The organism is Mesorhizobium sp. WSM4307 (assembly GCF_007003945.1).
In the GTDB taxonomy this organism is placed as follows: Bacteria; Pseudomonadota; Alphaproteobacteria; order Rhizobiales; family Rhizobiaceae; genus Mesorhizobium.
Genome location: NZ_VFTB01000004.1, coordinates 518,750 through 537,126, shown reverse-complemented (window position 1 = coordinate 537,126; position 18,377 = coordinate 518,750). Strand labels below are relative to the sequence as shown.

Annotated in this window: 17 protein-coding genes; 7 read left to right on the top strand and 10 right to left on the bottom strand. The window is 64.0% G+C overall.

All coding sequences use genetic code 11. The annotated features are described in order from the left end of the window. Positions 1-10: 10 nt before the first annotated feature. Both FJV83_RS12605 and FJV83_RS12600 read right to left on the bottom strand, forming a co-directional pair. Positions 11-439, bottom strand: a complete 429-nt coding sequence (locus FJV83_RS12605) for a phasin family protein (protein ID WP_095790959.1) — start codon at positions 437-439, stop codon at positions 11-13. A 103-nt stretch (positions 440-542) separates the two neighbouring features. Beyond that, positions 543-1,838, bottom strand: a complete 1,296-nt coding sequence (locus FJV83_RS12600; RefSeq protein WP_142885322.1) for a DUF445 domain-containing protein — start codon at positions 1,836-1,838, stop codon at positions 543-545. A 321-nt stretch (positions 1,839-2,159) separates the two neighbouring features. Here FJV83_RS12600 and rirA point away from each other — a divergent pair, with 321 nt between their 5' ends. Then, on the top strand, positions 2,160-2,621 hold the full coding sequence (gene rirA / locus FJV83_RS12595) for an iron-responsive transcriptional regulator RirA (RefSeq protein WP_010909941.1): 462 nt from the start codon (positions 2,160-2,162) through the stop codon (positions 2,619-2,621). 131 nt (positions 2,622-2,752) lie between these two features. Here rirA and FJV83_RS12590 read toward each other — a convergent pair whose 3' ends face one another. The 5 genes from FJV83_RS12590 to hemP all read right to left on the bottom strand — a co-directional run bounded on the left by FJV83_RS12590 (position 2,753) and on the right by hemP (position 7,002). After that, positions 2,753-3,544: a heme ABC transporter ATP-binding protein gene (locus FJV83_RS12590; protein WP_142885321.1), complete on the bottom strand. Its 792-nt coding sequence runs from the start codon at positions 3,542-3,544 to the stop codon at positions 2,753-2,755. 39 nt (positions 3,545-3,583) lie between these two features. Continuing rightward, positions 3,584-4,687 (bottom strand): iron ABC transporter permease, encoded by a 1,104-nt coding sequence (locus FJV83_RS12585; protein WP_142885320.1) that lies wholly within the window; start codon positions 4,685-4,687, stop codon positions 3,584-3,586. 11 nt (positions 4,688-4,698) lie between these two features. Further along, the gene (locus FJV83_RS12580) at positions 4,699-5,601 is read right to left on the bottom strand and encodes a hemin ABC transporter substrate-binding protein (RefSeq protein ID WP_142885319.1); all 903 of its coding nucleotides are present in this window, start codon (positions 5,599-5,601) and stop codon (positions 4,699-4,701) included. 11 nt (positions 5,602-5,612) lie between these two features. Then, positions 5,613-6,674 (bottom strand): hemin-degrading factor, encoded by a 1,062-nt coding sequence (locus tag FJV83_RS12575; RefSeq protein WP_142885318.1) that lies wholly within the window; start codon positions 6,672-6,674, stop codon positions 5,613-5,615. Between the two features lie 121 nt (positions 6,675-6,795). Then, on the bottom strand, positions 6,796-7,002 hold the full coding sequence (gene hemP / locus FJV83_RS12570) for a hemin uptake protein HemP (protein WP_027051401.1): 207 nt from the start codon (positions 7,000-7,002) through the stop codon (positions 6,796-6,798). A gap of 200 nt (positions 7,003-7,202) precedes the next feature. Here hemP and FJV83_RS12565 point away from each other — a divergent pair, with 200 nt between their 5' ends. The 4 genes from FJV83_RS12565 to FJV83_RS12550 are packed head-to-tail and all read left to right on the top strand — an operon-like array spanning position 7,203 to position 11,345. Beyond that, positions 7,203-9,392, top strand: coding sequence for a TonB-dependent hemoglobin/transferrin/lactoferrin family receptor (locus FJV83_RS12565; protein ID WP_142885317.1), 2,190 nt, complete (start codon positions 7,203-7,205; stop codon positions 9,390-9,392). A 4-nt stretch (positions 9,393-9,396) separates the two neighbouring features. Further along, the gene (locus FJV83_RS12560; RefSeq protein ID WP_142885316.1) at positions 9,397-9,840 is read left to right on the top strand and encodes a hypothetical protein; all 444 of its coding nucleotides are present in this window, start codon (positions 9,397-9,399) and stop codon (positions 9,838-9,840) included. A gap of 41 nt (positions 9,841-9,881) precedes the next feature. After that, positions 9,882-10,970: a TonB family protein gene (locus FJV83_RS12555; RefSeq protein WP_348645156.1), complete on the top strand. Its 1,089-nt coding sequence runs from the start codon at positions 9,882-9,884 to the stop codon at positions 10,968-10,970. Between the two features lie 60 nt (positions 10,971-11,030). Continuing rightward, positions 11,031-11,345 (top strand): antibiotic biosynthesis monooxygenase, encoded by a 315-nt coding sequence (locus tag FJV83_RS12550; protein WP_095772901.1) that lies wholly within the window; start codon positions 11,031-11,033, stop codon positions 11,343-11,345. Positions 11,346-11,357: 12 nt separating this feature from the next. Here the strand turns inward: FJV83_RS12550 and putA are convergent, their stop codons facing one another. Next, positions 11,358-14,966, bottom strand: coding sequence for a bifunctional proline dehydrogenase/L-glutamate gamma-semialdehyde dehydrogenase PutA (putA, locus tag FJV83_RS12545; protein WP_142885315.1), 3,609 nt, complete (start codon positions 14,964-14,966; stop codon positions 11,358-11,360). A 163-nt stretch (positions 14,967-15,129) separates the two neighbouring features. Between putA and FJV83_RS12540 the strand changes: the two genes are divergently transcribed. Next, positions 15,130-15,582, top strand: a complete 453-nt coding sequence (locus tag FJV83_RS12540; protein ID WP_064988817.1) for an Lrp/AsnC ligand binding domain-containing protein — start codon at positions 15,130-15,132, stop codon at positions 15,580-15,582. A 57-nt stretch (positions 15,583-15,639) separates the two neighbouring features. Here FJV83_RS12540 and FJV83_RS12535 read toward each other — a convergent pair whose 3' ends face one another. Continuing rightward, positions 15,640-16,839 carry a cytochrome-c peroxidase gene (locus tag FJV83_RS12535; protein ID WP_142885314.1) on the bottom strand — a complete coding sequence of 400 codons (1,200 nt, stop codon included), beginning with the start codon at positions 16,837-16,839 and terminating at the stop codon, positions 15,640-15,642. A gap of 7 nt (positions 16,840-16,846) precedes the next feature. Beyond that, entirely contained in the window at positions 16,847-17,296 is a 450-nt protein-coding gene (locus FJV83_RS12530; RefSeq protein WP_095787465.1) for a FixH family protein, read from the bottom strand. A gap of 151 nt (positions 17,297-17,447) precedes the next feature. On the opposite strand from FJV83_RS12530, the gene FJV83_RS12525 reads away from it, so the two are divergent. Further along, positions 17,448-18,368 (top strand): sugar kinase, encoded by a 921-nt coding sequence (locus FJV83_RS12525; protein WP_142885313.1) that lies wholly within the window; start codon positions 17,448-17,450, stop codon positions 18,366-18,368. Positions 18,369-18,377 lie beyond the last annotated feature (9 nt).

Sequence of the window (18,377 nt, the reverse complement as noted above, 5' to 3'; positions counted from 1 at the left end):
CCGCGGAAGCCTATTTCTGCCCGTAGCCGGCGCGGATTTCCTCCATCGCCTCCTTGATGCGCGCGCGCAGGATTTCGATCGATTCGGTTCCGGATTTGCGAGCCAGTTCAGCCACTTCACCGGCATTCTTGAGCGCGGCTTCGAAGGATTTCCTGGCGAACTCGGTCTGCTTGGCCATCAGGTCCTGCGGGTTGCCCGGCGCCCGGTAGCTCTGCGCCATGTCGGCAATTTCGCGCAGCGTGTCCTGCAGCATTTCGCGCTGCCTCGACAACAGCGAGGTCGCGCCATCGGCGCCGGCTCGCGCCGATTTCTCCAAGGCTTCGAGGTTCTTGCGGTGATGGGCAAGGATCGCCTCGACATCGACATTGGGCACCTTCAGGTCGCGGCCGAACCTGCCGAACATATCCATGAAGGAATCGGATTGCGGTAGCTTGGCCATGCTGTCTTCTCCCCTTTGCCGCGGATGCGGGTGCCCTCGCAGGGAGCATAGCACTCGGCTGCAGCCTGTCCATTTCGAAGACAGGCCCGACGATCGATGCGCATCAATTGACCGGGAGCAGCAGCTCGATCGTATAGAGCACGATACCCGCCAGCCCGCCGATGATCATGCCATTGAAGCGGATATATTGCAGGTCCCGACCAATGTTGATCTCGATCAGCCGCGTCAATTGCGCCAGGTCCCAGCGCTTGACCTGATCGGCGATGAATTTCGACACGCCGCTCTTCTGGCTTTCGACGAAGGAGGCCAGCGCCACGACGAACCCCTGGTTCATATCGGCCCGGATCTGCGCATCGCCGGCGAGATGGCGGCCGACCTCGACGAACATGTTGGCGAGATGCGCGCGGATCACTGAATTCGGCGCCTTGGCATCTTGCTCGATGAACAGGCTGAGGCTCTCCCACATGTCACCGGCCAGCGCCCTGACTTCGGGTCGAGCGAGGAAATCGTGCTTCATCTTCTCGGCACGCTTTGCATATTGCTTGGACGTCCGCAGCCGTTCGACGAAGCCTTGCGCGAAACGATCGAACTCGGCGCGCATCGGGTGGTCGGGATCGGCCCGCACCTCGTCAAGCAAGGAGCCCGCCGAGGCGACGATCTTCTTCAGGAGATAGGCGTCGGCGCGGAACAGGTTGAACAGCGACGGCAGCTCCTCGCGGATCTTCTCGCGCATCGTCGCCAGGGCCTGTTCGTCGTTGAGGAAGCGCCCGACCACCTTGATGAACTCGTCGAACAGCTTTTGATGACGGCGGTCGTCGGTCAGCGCCGACAGCAGTTCCGCCGCCAGCGGCGCCAGCGGCACTTTTTCGATCTGCTCGACCATGCGGCTGGTGACGAAGCCGCGCAGACCGGACTGCTCGACGGCGGCAAGTGTCTGCGGCACCAGCCGCACGACGAAGCGCGACAGGCCGGCGGCACGTTCGGCATTGGTCAGCCAGTCGGCGACGAGTGACGCAAAATCGACCTCGGCAAGCTTTTCCCGCACCGGTTCCGGCGCCAGGAAATTGGCCTCGATGAAGCGGCCGAGATTGTCGGCGATGCGGTTCTGGTTTTCCGGGATGATGGCGGTGTGCGGGATCGGCAATCCGAGCGGCCGCCTGAACAGCGCCACCACCGCGTACCAGTCGGCAAGGCCGCCAATGGTCGCCGCCTCGGCGAAGGCTGCGACAAACCCCAGCCATGGATGGGAGCTCTCGAACGACTTGGCCAAGGCGAACACCAGCACGCAAAGCGCCAGCGCGGCCGTGGCGATGAATTTGGTGCGACGCAGCGCCGAGAGCTTGGCGGTCGCGTCAGTATCGAAACGGACAGGCGCCAGGGACGAAGCCGATTGGGACATGGATGAACTGCTCCTCGTCGATCTCTGGTCGACCTCTTGTCGATCTCTGGTCGACCTCTTGTCGATCTCGGCCCTATCTAGGGTTTCATCAGCCGGAATGCCCGTAGCGGCCGGTTTTCCCCTCGTTTTGTCGGGCTGCGCACATAAAGTTGACGAGAATATTCATCTATGATGCCCGGCTAGTCTGGAATTGTTCCAAGGTATAGACCATATTCGGGTCAAGGCCAGCGCGGCGAATCCGAAACTCCGGGATCAGAACCGCGGCGGCGAAGTTCAGGAATCAGGCGTGGTTGAACCGCGCCGGCGCCTAGTGAGGACGAAATGCGGCTTACACGCCAGACCAATTATGCCATGCGCATCCTGATGTATTGCGCCGCCAACAATGACCGGTTGAGCCGCATTCCCGAAATCGCGACCGCCTATTCGGTGTCGGAACTGTTCCTGTTCAAGATCCTGCAGCCGCTGGTCGAGAACGGACTGGTCGAGACGGTGCGCGGCAGGAATGGCGGCGTCCGGCTTGGCCGCGCCGCCGAGGCGATCAGCCTCTTCGACGTCGTGCGCGTGACCGAGGAAAGCTTCGCCATGGCCGAATGCTTTGAGAACGATGCCGCCGAATGCCCGCTGGTCGACAGCTGCGCGCTGAATTCAGCGCTGCGCGAGGCCCTCAACGCCTTCTTCGCCGTGCTCGCCCGCTACACCATCGCCGACATGGTGGCGGCAAGGCCGAATGTGCGCAACCTGCTCGGCATCGACATGCTGGAGCGCCGCGCCCCGGCCGCGTGAGCTTCTTTCTCCCGTCCAACGGGGAGAAATGCCCGGCAGGGCAATGAGAGGCAGCGCTGACTTCGACAATTGGCGCGTCACCACAGAAATGCGCAGGAAACCGCCATTCGAAGGCCAGCCTCACCTGAATATCAATAGACCGCGGATTGCGGCAACACGAACGGCATATTGCCGGCCGGCAGCACGCCGACCCTGAGCCGGCAATCGAATACTTTTTCGATCAGATCATCACTCAGCACATCGTGTGGCGAACCGGTGGCCGCGAGCCGACCACGATGCATGACGAAGATCCGGTCGGCATACATGGCCGTCAGATTGAGGTCGTGCAGAATGGCGACCACGCCGCCGCCCCTTCTGGCGAAGTCGCGGGCGATGTCCATGATGATCAGCTGATGCTTGATGTCGAGGCTGGAAACCGGCTCGTCGAGAAAGAGATAGCGCGGCTTGCCGTCGAGCACCGGCGCCCAGACCTGGCACATCACGCGCGCCAGCTGGACGCGCTGCTGCTCGCCGCCCGAAAGCGCCTGATAGAAACGCCCGCCAAAACCGTCGAGGTCGACACGCGCCAGCGCCCGCTCCGGCAGCCGCGCATCCTCGCCCGGCAAGGCACCCGAGCGCCCGCCGACGAGGCCGAGCTTGACCACCTCGCGCACCGTGAACGGGAAGGACAGCGTCGTCGCCTGCGGCAGCACCGCACGATGCACCGCACTCTCGGCCGGCTTCATCGACGAAAGATTTCGGCCGTTGAGGGCGACGTGCCCGGTATAGGCGAGTTCGCCCGACAACGCCTTCAGGAAGGTCGTCTTGCCCGAACCGTTGGGGCCGACGATCGCCGCTATTTCGCCAGGCCGCGTGTCGAAATCGACACCACGGATTATGCGCTTGCGGGCGATATCAACGGAAACATCCCTTGCTTCGATCATCAAAGCCTCACAGGTCCCAAGTCTCGCCGAACTCACGTCTCACAGATCGATCACGCCGCGCTTGCGCAGCAGGATCCACAGGAAGAACGGCGCGCCCGCGATTGCGGTGACGATGCCGATCGGCAATTCGGCTGGCGCCACGATGGTGCGCGCAACGGCATCGGCCAACAGCAGCAGCGAGGCGCCGAGCAGCGCCGACGCCGGCAAGAGATAGCGGTTGTCCGGACCGATCAGCAGGCGCAGCAGATGCGGCACGACGATGCCGACGAAGCCGATGCCGCCGCTGACCGCGACGGAGGCGCCGACCGCAGCCGACACGCCGATGATCGCTGTGTATTTCAGCCGCTGCACCGGTATGCCGAGATGGCCGGCGGTCGCCTCGCCCAGCGCCAGCGCGTTGAGGCCGCGCGCCAGGAAAGGCATCGCCGCCAGCGCCAGTATGATGATCGGTCCGACGGAACCGATCTTCGCCCATGTCGCGCCGCCAAGCGATCCGAGTGACCAGAACGTCAGGTCGCGCAGCTGGCGATCATCGGCCATGAAGATGAGAATACCGGTCAGCGCCATGGCAAGGGCTGCCAGCGCGATGCCGGCGAGCAGCATGGTGGCGACCGAGGTTTGGCCACGTCGCGTCGCGACCTGATAAAGCACCAGGGTCGAGGCAAGGCCACCGAAGAAGGCCGCCAGCGGCAGCGCAAGCGTGCCGAGCAAGGTGGTCAACGGCGCCAGCACCGTGGTGCCAAGCACGATGATGGCCACGGCGCCGAGGCTGGAGCCGGCGGAAACGCCGATCAGGCCGGGGTCGGCCAGCGGATTGCGGAACAGCCCCTGCATGACGGCGCCCGAGACCGCGAGCGCCGCCCCGACCAGCATGCCGAGGATGATGCGCGGCAAACGGATATCGTAGATGATCAGGCTGTCACGGGTGCTCAGCGCCGCATCGCTCGGAATGGCCCCAAGCAGCCAGTCCTTGAGGACGCTGACAGCCGAAGCATCCGATGCCCCTGACGTTAGCGACAAAGATATGGCGGCCGCGAGCCCGAAGCACAAGAGCAGGATGATGATGCGGGCGCGGCCTGAGCGGTCACCTTCGGATACATTCGCCATCACCGTCACCGGGCCGGCGATCGATTGATCTACCATGATATGCCCGCTCAGTCCGTGACTTCAGCGCCATAGAGCGAGACGGCGAGGTCGTGAATGGCGTCGGCGGTGCGCGGCCCGAAGCCGAGCAGATAGCCGCCATCGATGCGGATCAGCTTGCGCGCGGTTCCGGCCGGCGTCGAGGCGATCGACGGGTTGCCGAACAATTCGTCGTCCGACACCGGTGGCCCGGCATTGCTCATCATCAGGATCACGTCAGGCCTGGCGGTGATGATTGCCTCGTCGGACATCTGCTTGTAGCCGGAGAAACCGTCGACGGCGTTGACCCCGCCCGCCAGCTTGACCATGCCGTCGGCCGCGGTCTCGGCGCCGGCGGCCAGGATCTTGCCGCCCTGTATCGACAGCACGAACAGGATGCGCTTGCGCTCCTTGATCGAGGCCGTCTGTTTTTCGGCTGATGTCAGTTTGGCATCAAGTTCCTTGGCCAGCACCTCGGCCTTGGCATCAACGCCAAGCGCCTTGCCGACGATGCGGACCTTCTCGAGGATGCCCTCGTGGCTATAATGTTCGGGCACTTCGATGAAGGGGATGCTGGTTTTCTTCAACACATCGACGGCTTCCTTGGGGCCGCTGCCGTGCAGCGCCAGGATGCCGGTCGGATTGACCGACAGCACGCCTTCCGGCGACAGCGCGCGCATATAGCCGACATCGGGCAAGGCAAGCGCCGCTTTCGGATAATTGCTGGTGGAATCGCGCGCCACCAGGTGTTTCTCCTCGCCAAGCGCAAAGACGATTTCGGTGATCGAACCGCCTATGGCGGCGATCTTCGACGGATCGGAGAAGACCGAGACGCCCTCGGCGGCGCCAGCCGGCTGCAGCGCGGCAAGAGAAAGGCCGATGATCGGGGCAAACATCGATCGGCGGATGGCCGGCAGGGTCGGGAAAAGCCGCATCACACTGTTCCTCACGCTGCCGTCGGGCTTGGAATACGCGGCAGGTTCTCGGCCAGGAACCGCCAATCGTCGCGCTCGCTCTCGCCTTCATGGCGCTTGCCGAAGAACTGGATGATCATCTCGCCGTCGGCGGCATAGACCTCGAGCGAGGTGACATGGCCATCCGTGGTCGGCTTGCGCACCGCCCAGACTTCATGGATGTGGTCGGTGCGCAGATGCAGGTGGAAGGTCTCGTCGAGGACGTTGATCCACGGTCCCATCGGCTTGATCGCCTTGACCGGTCCGGAATGGATCTGGATGCAGCCGCGGTTGCCGACGAAGCACATGATCGGCATCTCGCCTTCTACGGCATGATGAAACATGGCGCGGACCGCGTCATTGTCGAGCAGCCAGGCATAGTCCGTTCCGACCATGCGCACCGCCTGACGGCGGCTGAGCTTGAGCGTTTTCAGCATGCCGAAGAACTGGTGCACGTCGGTCAGCCGACTCCAGCGGTCGCGCAGATCGTTAGGGTTGGCGCTGGTTGTCCCGGCCTCACTCCGATCGTCGGAGATTGGCCCTGCAATATCGACCGTCGGTTCCTGGTTGGGCGATTCCAGCGAGGCGACCAGCTTCTGGTAGGCGTAGAGGCTGGAGGCCGGCCGCAGATGCACCTTGTGCACCGCCTCGCCCGCCGCATCGAAGAACTGCAGGCTGCGGCGGATCTCGTCGCCCTCGCGTTTCTCGACGGCAAAGCCATGCGCCCAGACCTTCGGGAAGATGCGCAGGTCGATGTTCTCGCCAAGCACCATGGCATTGTGGTTGCCGGTGACGACCTTGTCATAGACGCCGATCTTTTCGTGCACGGCGCTTTCGTTGCGGGTCAGCGCCATCACCTCGCCGACCGCCTCGAGACCGGTCAAGAGGTCGTTGACGCGCGGTTCGATGCGAACGACGCCGTCGCCGCAATGCGCGGCGACCAACTCGGCTTCCGAAATGCCGAGTTGGGCGGCCAGGTCACGCTCGCGCGTTTTCGGGTTTTCTGTCCGTGCCCGCCGGATTTCGTGCGGGGCGGGTTTTACGCGCTGGTCCATGTCTCGTCCCTGCTGCCTAGAGCAATTCCAGGAAAAGTGTGAAACGGTTTTCCGTCCGGAATTGCGTTACAAAGAGATAGAGTGGTTCGGCGTTTCCGCGAAACGGTGAACCGCTCTTGCCTTACTTGTTGAGAATGAGCTTGCCCTGCCGGGTGATCTTCAGCCGGTAGAGCGCGCCATGATGCTCGATGCCGATCTCGTGCTCGCCCTGGAACAGCGTGTTGCTGGAGAGCGTTCGCACCGCCAACGGGATCCGATCGAAGCGGGCGGAGGCATCATCGGAACGGCGGACGCGATAGCGAAAATCGTTGGGATTGTGCGTGTTCATCTGGGTCGATCCCTTTCCTGTGCCGGGCATCTGGCTAGGCGTTGCGAAATTGCCGATTCATTTCTTGACTTGAATAATCATGTTTATTAGTCAGTGCAATACCGGAGTAAACGAGTCAACATTTAAGACGCCGGACGCGATGAAAAATGCCAGCAAGCCCCGGGCCAGCCAGCATGAAACCTGGAATCTGGAGTTGGGGCATGGGGTTTTTGAACTGGGAATTGCGCGGCCGGTCGACGGCAAGCGGTGTCGCGGCTTTGTTGGCGAGCGGGGCGGCGATCGCCTTGTCCGCGCCACCGGTGCATGCCCAACAGGCAACGCAGCCGGCGGGCGAGCGGACGGATCAGTCGAAGCAGGCTGACCAGGAAAAAGCCGCCCCCGCGGGCGCGACGCTGCTCGACAAGATTTTGGTTATCAGCCGTACCGGCGAAACGGCTATCGAATCACTGGCCTCGGCAAGCCATGTCGACCAGGAGCAACTCGACCGCCGCATGGCGACGACGCCGAACGAGATGCTGTTGGGTGTGCCCGGCGTCGCGACACAGGCCGACGCCAGGCGCGTCAGCACCAGCATCAACATCCGCGGCCTGCAGGATTTCGGCCGCGTCGCGGTCATTGTGGACGGCGCGCGCCAGGATTTCCAGCGTTCAGACCATGGCACCCAGTCGACCTTTTACATCGACCCCGAGCTCGTCAAATCCGTCGATGTGATCCGCGGTCCGGTCGCCAACACCTATGGTTCGGGCGCCATCGGCGGCGTCGTCTTCTTCGACACCAAGGACGCCGCGGACTTCCTCAAGCCTGAGGAAGCATGGGGCGCTTCGGTAACCGGACGCTATGAGAGCAACGGCAAGGGCTGGACCACCAGCGCCACCGGCGCCTACCGTTTCAACGAGAACTGGGACGCGCTCGCCAACATCGTCTACCGCAACTACGGCGACTACAAGGATGGCGACGGCGACACCGTCAACGGCACCGGATTCGACGTCCTGAGCGGCCTGCTCAAGACCAGCATACGGCCGACGGAGAACAGCGAGTTGAAGCTGGGCTGGGTCGGCTCAAGCGACAGCTGGGACGAAACCAGCGGCGGCGTGCCGGTCAACGATGTCGACCTGAAGTCGAACACTTTCACCGCCCGTTACAACATCACGGATGAGGACAAGAGCTGGCTCGATCTCCACATCAACACCTCCTACAACAAGACCAATCTCGACCTGACCAGCCTCGTTCCGCAAAAACGGTTTGATCCCGTAACGGGTCTTCCCACTGTCCTGCCGGCGGGGTCGCAATCGACTTTCGACGTCGGCACCACGGGTATCGACATCTGGAACACATCGCGCTTCGAAACAGGCGGGATCGCCCACGAATTGACCTATGGCGGCGACTGGGTCGGCGACAATGTGAAGACCGGCGGTACGGCCGGCGGCGACAGTTTCTACACACCTTCGGGCAAGCGCAACGTGTCCGGCGCCTATGTCCAGGAAAAGCTCACCTGGGACTGGCTCGAGGTCATCGCCGGGCTGCGCTACGACAATTACAGCCTCAAGGACAGCACGCGCGAGACATCGGGCGACCGGCTGTCGCCGCGCATCACCGTCGGCGTCTCGCCGTTCGAGACCGCCGGACTAGCCGGCCTGCACTTCTACGGTACCTACGCCGAAGGCTATCGCTCGCCGTCGCTGACGGAAACGCTGATCAGCGGCAACCATCCGGCCGGCGTCACCTTCCCGTTCCTGCCCAATCCCAATCTGCGGCCCGAGACCGGCAAGACGACGGAATTCGGCATCAACTACAAGCAGAACGACATCTTCGAACCCGGCGACGCGCTTCGCGTCAAGGCGGCCTACTTCCACAACAATGTCGACGATTACATCGATGGCGTGACCCTGTCGCCGTTCGCTCCAGGCAGCGGCTGCCCGTTCGGGCCTGGCATTCCGATCTGCTTCCAGTATCAGAATTTCGCCCAGGCCAAGATCGACGGCTTTGAGCTGGAAGGCGTCTACGACGCCGGCTGGGGCTATGCCGGGCTTTCGGCCTCGATCACCAATGGCCACACCATTTCCTACAAGGGTGTAGAAGCCGATCTCGCCACCATCCCCTCCTCGCAGGTCACCGCCCAGCTCGGGCTGCGCTTCCTCGAGGACAAGCTGACCGTTGGTGGCGAAGTGCAATACAACGGCAAGCCGAAGGGCAATGCGGTGGCCGAGGACTATACGCTGGTCAATGCCTTCGCCAGCTATCAGGCGACCGACAATCTGAAGGTCGATTTCCGCGCCGACAATCTGTTCGACGTCAAATACGCCAACCCATTGAACGGCAGCACGACGGTTGCGGTCTATGAGCCGGGCATAACGCTGAAACTGGCGGCAACCATGCGGTTTGGAGGCTGATGGCATGATGGGCTTGACGGCATCGCTTCGTCTGCTGACCTCGACGCTGGCGATGTCGCTTGCGATGGTTCCGGCGCGGGCTGAAGGGTCCGCGCCGGCCCCCGCGCTGACCCTGGAGCTCAATGCCGCGCAGCCTTCCGACAAGGGCTGCCGGCTGACCTTCCTGGTCAACAACAATCTCGGTGCCGACCTCTCCAAGACAGCGTTCGAGATTGCGCTGTTCAATGAGGCCGGCATCGTCGACCGGCTGACCGTGCTCGATTTCAAGGATCTGCCGGCTGGCAAGACCGAGGTGACCCGCTTTGATCTCGCCGGCACCGACTGCACCAAGGTCAGCCGCGTGCTGATCAACAGCGCGACCGAATGCGCAGGCGCGGGCGTCGAACCCGCCGCCTGCATGCACAAGCTGAAGACGGACACCAAGACCGGCATCGCTTTCGGCGTCTGAGAATGGCGTTGGGACTGCATCCCGCATTCACGCGAGACACCATGGCCTGGTCGCTGGCTGGCCATGGATCAGTGACGCCACGGGCAAACGATCTTGATTTGACTTTTGCCCGCCGGCCGCTGCAATTTCCGGCCCGCGAGATGCAGGAAATCAGCCCCCTCCCCGACGCTGGCAACGAGCTGGCGATAGCGCCGGCAGAGCCGTTTGCAGTCGCGCGGCCGGTGGCCCGATGGCCCGTTGCCATAGTCGTCTCCGGCCTGCTTCACGCCGCTGTCGCGGCATTCTTTCTGATCTCGCCCGCCGGCACATTCGATTTCCCGAATGCGGAGCAACCGGAAGGCAGCGATCACACAGGCGACAAGGTGGCTGGCAGCGCCCTGGACAAGGATCCGGCGGCGATCAATGTCACGCTGGAGCCGAAACCGCAGCCGACCAAGCCGGAGCCGGCGGTCAGACCGGTGCCGCCGACAAAACCCTTGCAGCCTGAGCAGCAAACCGTGGAGCAAGGTTCTCAGCCCACACAGGAACCAGCCAAGCCGCTTCCCAAACCTTTGCCGGAAGTTGTCAAACAGCCGGCAGTCACGCCGGACATACTGGTGGCGGCGACCCCGCCCCCTGACAACCAGAGTGTGGCTGCCAGGACCGAAACACCGGCACAGCCGAGCGTCCAGGCCGAGAGCGCTGAGATGCCTGCCGCCGTTCCGGACCAACCGCCGATCCCCAGCACTCGGCCCACTCCGGCGATCGCTCCTTCAAAAGCAGCGGACGAGAAGCGTGGCACGGCAGACGGCCAGGACCGGCTGGCGCAGGCCGCCAGCAAGGGCAAAAGGCGGAACGAGGCAGGCTCCGACGCTGAATCCAGCTACCGAAGCGACGTCATCGGCAAACTTGGCCGCGTGTATCGAGCAGTGCCGCCTTCGTTGCAAGCGACGGCGCGCACCAACACCGTTGTCACCTTCGTCATCGGCAGGCAGGGCAACATCGATGAGCTGCGTGTCGTCGAAAGCTCGGGCTCGGCAACTTTCGACCAGATCGTGCTTGGTTTCGTTCGCAAGGCGGCCCCTTTCCCTCCGATCCCGGCAAAGATTGGCAACAGTCTGGAATTCACCGGCGCGATCGGTCCGTTCTGAGAGCCGACGCCTCGCCGCATCCTTCAATCGCAGCAGTCCACCAATTCAGAAAGGAACGCCATGTACATCGCCATGAACCGCTTCAAGGTGCAGAACGGCTCGGAAGCCGATTTCGAAGCGGTGTGGAAGAACCGCGATTCCAGCCTAGCCGAGATGAAGGGTTTTCGGGAATTCCATCTGCTGCGCGGCCCGGTGAACGAGACCGAAGGCTACACGCTGTTTGCCTCGCACACGGTGTGGGCGAGCCAGGACGATTTCGTCGCCTGGACCAGGTCGGAGAATTTTCGCGCCGCGCACAGGAATGTCGGCACGACGAAGGTCCACTATCTCGGCCATCCGCAATTCGAGGGGTTTTCGGTCGTCGAAGGCGCCTGAGAATGGGCTGAACTAGGCCGCAGCTAGCAGGCTGGCATTGCCGCCCGCGGCCGTGGTGTCGACGCAGACCGCACGCTCATGCGCATAGGCCGCCGGGTTGAGCACCTCGCTGACCAGCGGGACGATCGGACCCGTTCTGTCAGCGATGACCTTGCGCACGATGCGCGCCGCCTCCGGTGTGCCTGAGAAAGCGACGACATCGACGCGCAGCGAACGCGCTTCGACCGGATCGGGGCGGCCATCTATTGCCGCCAGCGGCAAGCCCTTGCCGGTCAACGCCGACAATGCAGCCGGCGCCCCAGGCGCCACGGCCAGCACCGCATTGCCGGCGGCGAGCGCCTGGATCGTCTGGGCCAGCAGCGTCTCGGCATCCGGCCCCAGGCACAGCACCCGCCCGCGCGGCGACAGCGACAGCGTGTTGGCCTCGCCCGTCGGTCCGGGCAGGTCGACCTGGCCGAAATCGATGCCAGCGGCGGCGCCGATGGCGGCCGCGCCCTTGCCGCGCAGATGCTTCCTCAGGATGGCGATCCGGTCCGGGCGCGTCGACCAGCCGCCAAGGGTCGGATCGGGTAGATTGTCTGCCAGTTCGGTCGCCGTCACCTTGTGGCCATCGCCAACTGCCGTACCGGCTTCCGGCCCCTTGCGGAAGCGGCGCAGATAATGCGGCCCGCCGGCCTTTGGACCGGTGCCGGACAAGCCCTCGCCGCCAAAGGGTTGCGAACCGACGACGGCGCCGATCTGGTTGCGGTTGACGTAGATGTTGCCGGCATGGATACCGTCGACAAAATGCTGGACGCGACCTTCGATGCGGGTGTGCAGCCCGAAGGTCAGGCCATAGCCCTTGCGGTTGATGGCGGCGATGACAGCATCGATCCCATCGGCGTCGAAGCTGGCGACATGCAGCACCGGCCCGAACACCTCACGGTCCATCTCCTCGATGCCCTTGACCCGGAAGACATGCGGCGCGACGAAGCGCCCGTCCTTCGGCGCCTCGAGCTTGGCGATCAGCCGGCCCTCTAGACCCTTCTTGACGCAATAGTCGCGGATCGACGCCTGCGCCTCATCGTCGATGACCGGCCCGACATCGGTCGAAATCCGCCAGGGATCACCGATGTTGAGCGCCTCCATGGCGCCTTTCAGCATCTCCAGCATCTTCTTCTCGACGTCCTTCTGGACATAGAGCACGCGCAGCGCCGAGCAGCGCTGACCCGCACTCTGGAAAGCCGAGGCCAGGATATCGCGCACCGCCTGCTCGGGCAGCGCGGTGGAATCGACGATCATCGCGTTCAAACCGCCGGTCTCTGCGATCAGCATGGCGTCGGGAGCCGCGGTCTCTGCCAGCTGTTTTTCGATCAGCTTGGCGACATCGGTCGACCCGGTGAAGCAGACGCCGGCAATGCGCGGGTCAGCGGTCAGCGGCGCGCCCACCGATGGACCGTCGCCCGGCAACAGCTGGATAATGTCTTCCGGCACACCGGCCTCGCGCAGCAACTCGACGGCGCGGAAAGCGATCAGTGGCGTCTGTTCGGCCGGCTTGGCGATGACCGAATTGCCGGTAACAAGTGCTGCCGCGATCTGGCCAGTAAAGATCGCCAGCGGGAAATTCCACGGCGAAATGCAGACGATGGCGCCACGCGCCTGCGTGCCCGCCTCGGCATTGGCTGCCTCGGCGGCGTAGTAGCGCAGGAAATCGACGGCCTCGCGCACTTCCGCCACGCCGTCGGCCAGCGATTTGCCGGCCTCGCGGGTGGCAAGCGCGAAGAACTCGACCGCATTGGCCTCATAGAGGTCGGCGGCGCGGTTGAGGATGGCGGCGCGTTCGGCAACGGGGCGCTTTGCCCAGGCCGGCTGCGCTTCCACAGCGATGCGCACGGCGATCGTGACCTGCTTGGCAGCGGCCTCGTGAACCGTTCCGACCACTTCATCGGGCTTGGCCGGATTGACGACCGGGCGTGGCTTGCCATAACCGGCAGCCCGCGTGATCGGCTTGGCGTGCCAGCGGTCCGGCCCGGCGAACGCCGCCCTGGCCTTGTCGATGGCCGCCAGCGTCACCGTGTCGGTGATGTCGAATCCCCTTGAATTGCGGCGGCCCGCGCCAAAAATCTGCGACGGCCTGGCAATCGCCGGATTGGCGGCGGGGCCTTGGCTTTCGACCGTTTCGAGCGGATCGCGCGCGATGTCTTCCGGCTCGACATCCTCGTCGGTCAGCTGGTGCACGAAGGAGGAGTTGGCGCCGTTTTCCAGCAGGCGACGCACCAGATAGGCCAGCAGGTCCGAATGCGCGCCGACCGGCGCATAGATGCGGCAGCGCGTGCCTTCGGCCTGGCGCACGGTCTCGTGCAGGGCCTCGCCCATGCCATGCAGGCGCTGGAACTCAAAGGAATCGCGGTTCGTGGCCATCGACAGGATGGCGGCGACGGTGTGGGCGTTGTGGGTCGCGAATTGCGGATAGATGCGGTCGGTCATGCCAAGCAATTTCTTCGCGCAAGCCATGTAGGAGACGTCGGTATTGGCCTTGCGGGTGAAGACGGGATAGCCGGCCAGTCCGAGCATCTGCGCCCGCTTGATCTCGGTGTCCCAATAGGCGCCCTTGACCAGCCGCACCATGATGGTGCGGTCGTATTTCCTGGCCAGCGCATAGAGCCAGTCGATGACGAAGGCCGCGCGCGGCCCATACGCTTGCACCACCACGCCAAAGCCGTTCCAGCCGGCGAGTTCCGGCTCGGCCAGCACGCGCTCGATGACATCGAGCGACAGATCGAGGCGGTCGGCCTCCTCGGCGTCGATGTTGAGGCCCATGCGCGAATGTCTGGCCGCAAGCGCCAGCGACAGCAGCCGCTCGGCCATGACAGGCAGCATCGCGTCCTTCTGCGCCACCTCGTAGCGTGGGTGCAGTGCCGAGAGCTTCACCGAGATGCCGTGGTTCTGCCTGATGTCAGGTCCGTTGGAACCGCCATCGAGCGAGGAAATCGCGTCGGCATAGGCCTTGTGGTAGCGCAGTGCGTCGGCCTCGGTGCGGGCCGCCTCGCCCAGCATGTCGAAGGAATAGAGGTAACCCTTCTGTGTCATCGGCCGGCCGCGCTTGACGGCTTCCGCGATGGTGCGGCCGAGCACGAACTGTTCGCCCATCTCGCGCATGGCGGCGGCCACCGCCTTGCGGATGACCGGCTCGCCCAGCCTGCGCACCATCGAGCGCAGCGTGCCTTCGATGCCGCCCTCGCCCTCGTCCAGCACGCGGCCGGTCAGCATCAGCGCCCAGGTCGAGGCATTGACGAAGATCGAGCTCGAACCGCCGGAATGCGCCGACCAGTCATGCGGCGCGATCTTGTCGGCAATCAGATCGTCCATCGTCTCGGTGTCGGGCACCCGCAGCAGCGCCTCGGCCAGGCACATCAGCGCCACGCCCTCCTTGGTGGAAAGGCCGTAGGCGGAGAGGAAAACTTCCATCAGCCGGGGATCGGAGGAGCCGCGCACCGCCCGCACCAGATCGGCCGCCCGCGCCGAGATCGCATCGCGATCCGCAGCCGAAAGCCCTGTCGCCTCGGCCAGCCGCTTCACGGCCTCGTCTTCGTCGGGAAGATAATTGGCACGGATCTGCTGGCGGATGGTGTCGAGCGGCATGGCGGGTCCCGTGGAGCGAGCATCAGGGAGCGGGCCGGTTGTCACCGGACCGAATGGCGCAAGCTAGCACAGGCGCGGATTCCAGTCGGTCCAAAGAAATCGACAGGACAGACCGATCGATCTATCATTATGTCAATTCCTCAGAGTTTGGACTGTAATTTTTATGACAGAAGACCAATTGGACCGCATCGACCGCAACATCCTGTCGGCGCTGGCCAGCAATGGCCGCCTTTCCATGTCGGAACTCGCGGCCAAGGTCGGTCTCTCCAAGACACCGGTGCAGGCGCGGGTCAAGCGGCTGGAGAAGGACGGCTACATCAGGGGCTACCAGGCGATCATCGACCGTGAGCGCATGGGCGAAGGCCATGTCGCCTTCGTCCAGGTGAAATTGTCCGATACCCGTTCCGCCGCGCTCGACGCTTTCAATCGCTCGGTGCAGGCGGTGCCGGAGATCGAGCAGTGCCACATGATGGCGTCGAGCTTCGATTACCTGCTGAAGGTCCGCACCCGGGACATCGCCGCCTACCGCCGCGTACTGGGTGAACGCATCTCGGCGCTCCCCCACGTCGCCCAGACCTCGACCTTCGTGGCGATGGAGACGGTGAAGGATCGCTGACCATGATCCCGAAAAGTGGATGCCGGTTTTCGGACAAGATCATGGTCAAACAACAGCTTACTCCGACAGCGTCTTCAAAAACGCCACCAGCGCCGCGCGTTCGCGGTCCGACAGTTGCAGCGGATGGATCTCGGTTGTCCCCCTCACGCTCGCCGCCGCCTTGGCGTAATGCGCCACCACCTCGTCGAGCGACGAAAACTGCCCGGCATGCATATAGGGCGGCCGCGTGGCCGCGCCGCGCAGCGACGGCGTCTTGTAGGCGCGCACCAGTTCCGGCGCATCCTTGACCATGAAGCGCAGCTCGCCGCAGGCGCTGACGTCGCCGTCACGGTAGGCGCCGAAACAGTTGAACGGATCGGCCTCGACCTGTGCAACCGCGTCGACCCGGCCGCGATCCGGCGGCAGGTCCGCGACGGGTGGCACGCCGGTGTTGTGAAAACCGTTGTCGGTGAAGCGCGGGCCATTGTGGCAGGTCACGCAATTGGCCTTGCCGATGAACAGTTTCAGCCCAAGGATTTCTTCCCGCGTAAAGACGGCATCGCTCTTCGGCTCGGCGCCGGTGGCAAGGTCCAGGGCAAACCGGTCGAAGCGCGTCTGCGCCGGCTCGATCGAGCGTTCGAAGGCCGCGATCGCCTTGCCGATGTTGGCGTAAACGCGGTTGACGGCGTCGCGCTGCGCATCGCTCATCGCGTTCCAGGCAGCCCTTTCGGCATCGTTGCCAAGCGGGCTCGCATTCAACGGAATGCCGGCAAAATCGGGCAACGGCCCGAAAATGCGCTCATAGCGCTCGCCGAAGCGTGCCTTGATGTAGTGCGCGTAGGCAGTACGGTTTCCTGCTTGCTCCAGCGGATTTTCCAGCGGCGTCAGCGCTTGCGCCCACAGGCTGTCGCGGCGGCCGTCCCAGAAGAACCAGGGATCGCGCGCCACGCCGGCCAGCGGCATGGTGCGCCGGTTGGTGCGGCCGACGCCCAGGGCTTGCGGCAGGTCGTCCTGGAACTGGCGGTCGATCTTGTGGCAGGTCGAGCATGACACCGTGCCATCGCGGCTCATGCCCAGATCGAAGAACAGCGTCGAGCCAAGGGCCGCGGCGGCCGGCACGTCGGCGAAGCGATTGGTGGTGTCGGGTTTCAGCGACGGCAGCGTGTTCAGGGCCAGCGAGGCGATGGTTTTCCTCTCGGCGTCGGAAAAATCCGGCTTGCCGCAGCCCACGAGGATGACGGCGACCATCAGCGCCAGAAAGCAGAAAAGGCGCTTCATCGATCGCTCACAGCACCACGTTGAACAGCACCGTATCTGAGCCGGCGCCGGACGAGATGGCGAACCGAACTTGCCACCAGCCACTCATGGTGAATTTCAGCCCCTCGATGCGGTAACGGCCATCGCCGAGATAGTCGGTCACCTGCGGGCTGGTCGGCAGGCCGTGATTGTGTTGCGGCATGCCGCCGGAGATGGCGATCGCAGCTCGCTCCACCGAAGCCCCGGTCTTTGTTTTCAGCGTCAGCAGCCAGGATTCCAGTTCGCCCTGCCGCACCACGCCCCGTTCCGGTACGAAGCTCGCCATGTAAAGCCCGTTGTCGGTTTTCTTCGTCCGCGAGAGATCCGGGCCAGCAAGCTGCGCGCTTTGCGGCGCCGTTAGATAGACGACCGCGAGCACGCCGACCAGCAGAGCAGCCAGACCAAGACCCGCCAAAAGATAACGCCATATCGATGCCAAACCGGTTCCTCTTCTGCGGATAACGCTCGGCCGGGTGGATCGCGTCCCGCCAGCCTGTGGGAAAACGCTGTGGCGCAAAAAAGCCTGCTTGCCAAGCATGGCGCTGCCGCCGGCAAAAAGCTACAGCACCGAAATCAATGGAGGATTGCAGATGGCGGGAAACGGCGTCGCCTCGATCGGCGAATGCATGCTCGAACTGTCGGGCCAGACCGGGCCGAACTGGCGCATGGGTTTTGCCGGCGACACGTTCAACACGCTATGGGCGCTGCACGCGTTGAGCAAGGACCGGCCAGCGACCTATGTCTCGGCCTTCGGCGACGACCCCTTTTCGCAAGGCCAGATCGGCTTCTTCGCCGAAAACGGCATCGGCATCGGTTCCAGTCCGATAATATCGGGCGCGCGGCCCGGCCTCTATGCTATCACCCTGACCGGTGCCGAGCGCTCCTTCACCTACTGGCGCGGCGACGCCGCCGCCCAGCAGCTTGCCTCGGATCCCGCCGCACTGTCGAAAAATCTTGAAAATCAGGCGCTTGTGTACTTTTCCGGAATCACTTTGGCAATTCTGGACGATGCCGCACGCAAGACACTGCTGGAAGCCGTGGCCAAGGCACGCGCCGCTGGCTCGCTGATCGCCTTCGATCCCAATTATCGGCCACGGCTTTGGCGCAACCGCAAAAGCGCGCAGGCAGCGATCGTCGAGGCACTCGGCGTCACCGACATCGCCCTGCCGACCTTCCCCGATGAACAGATGCTGTTTGAGGATGCAACGCCGCTGGCGACCGCCGAGCGGCTCAGGCAATGGGTCGGCGAGGTCGTGGTCAAGAACGGCGAACGGCCGGCGCTGATCGCCGAGGGCGGAACATTGCACGAGGTGCCGGCGATCCATGTCGCGGCCGCCGTCGACACCACCGGCGCCGGCGATTCCTTCAATGGCGGCTACCTCGCGGCGCGTCTTGCCGGCCATGGCCCGCGCGAAGCGGCAAGCCGGGCGCATCGCGTCGCCGCCGCCGTGGTCCAGGTCCGCGGCGCCCTGGCGCCATTCGAGACGCTGCGGGCAGCGTTCGAAAACTAGCCGCCCGGA